1 rRNA gene is annotated in these 1593 nt (G+C 56.7%); it reads right to left on the bottom strand.

The annotated features are described in order from the left end of the window. Positions 1-19: 19 nt before the first annotated feature. Positions 20-1547 (bottom strand): 16S ribosomal RNA (locus tag ACIQTZ_RS23920). Between the last annotated feature and the right edge of the window lie 46 nt (positions 1548-1593).

Below are 1593 nucleotides of genomic sequence, written 5' to 3'. Positions count from 1 at the left end.
ATTGTTAGCAGCTCCTTAGAAAGGAGGTGATCCAGCCGCACCTTCCGGTACGGCTACCTTGTTACGACTTAGTCCCAATCGCCGGTCCCACCTTCGACGGCTCCCCCCACAAGGGTTAGGCCACCGGCTTCGGGTGTTACCAACTTTCGTGACTTGACGGGCGGTGTGTACAAGGCCCGGGAACGTATTCACCGCAGCGTTGCTGATCTGCGATTACTAGCGACTCCGACTTCATGGGGTCGAGTTGCAGACCCCAATCCGAACTGAGACCGGCTTTTTGGGATTAGCTCCACCTCACAGTATCGCAACCCTTTGTACCGGCCATTGTAGCATGCGTGAAGCCCAAGACATAAGGGGCATGATGATTTGACGTCGTCCCCACCTTCCTCCGAGTTGACCCCGGCAGTCTCCTATGAGTCCCCGGCCGAACCGCTGGCAACATAGAACGAGGGTTGCGCTCGTTGCGGGACTTAACCCAACATCTCACGACACGAGCTGACGACAACCATGCACCACCTGTAAACCGACCGCAAGCGGGGCACCTGTTTCCAGGTCTTTCCGGTTCATGTCAAGCCTTGGTAAGGTTCTTCGCGTTGCATCGAATTAATCCGCATGCTCCGCCGCTTGTGCGGGCCCCCGTCAATTCCTTTGAGTTTTAGCCTTGCGGCCGTACTCCCCAGGCGGGGCACTTAATGCGTTAGCTACGGCGCGGAAAACGTGGAATGTCCCCCACACCTAGTGCCCAACGTTTACGGCATGGACTACCAGGGTATCTAATCCTGTTCGCTCCCCATGCTTTCGCTCCTCAGCGTCAGTTACAGCCCAGAGACCTGCCTTCGCCATCGGTGTTCCTCCTGATATCTGCGCATTTCACCGCTACACCAGGAATTCCAGTCTCCCCTACTGCACTCTAGTCTGCCCGTACCCACTGCAGAACCGGAGTTGAGCCCCGGTCTTTCACAGCAGACGCGACAAACCGCCTACGAGCTCTTTACGCCCAATAATTCCGGATAACGCTTGCGCCCTACGTATTACCGCGGCTGCTGGCACGTAGTTAGCCGGCGCTTCTTCTGCAAGTACCGTCACCCCCAAAAGGGGCTTCTTCCCTACTGAAAGAGGTTTACAACCCGAAGGCCGTCATCCCTCACGCGGCGTCGCTGCATCAGGCTTGCGCCCATTGTGCAATATTCCCCACTGCTGCCTCCCGTAGGAGTCTGGGCCGTGTCTCAGTCCCAGTGTGGCCGGTCACCCTCTCAGGCCGGCTACCCGTCGTCGCCTTGGTAGGCCATTACCCCACCAACAAGCTGATAGGCCGCGAGTCCATCCAAAACCACAAAAGCTTTCCACCCCCCACCATGCGATGAGAAGTCATATCCGGTATTAGACCCAGTTTCCCAGGCTTATCCCAGAGTCAAGGGCAGGTTACTCACGTGTTACTCACCCGTTCGCCACTAATCCCCCCAGCAAGCTAGGGATCATCGTTCGACTTGCATGTGTTAAGCACGCCGCCAGCGTTCATCCTGAGCCAGGATCAAACTCTCCGTTCAAAAACAAAAAACGAAACACAACCACCCCCACCGGAAATCACGGCAA

Source organism: Paenarthrobacter sp. NPDC090520 (assembly GCF_044769205.1).
Classification (GTDB): domain Bacteria; phylum Actinomycetota; class Actinomycetes; order Actinomycetales; family Micrococcaceae; genus Arthrobacter.
Note: the sequence above shows the minus strand (reverse complement) of the source record. Positions and strands in the feature narration are given on the sequence as shown.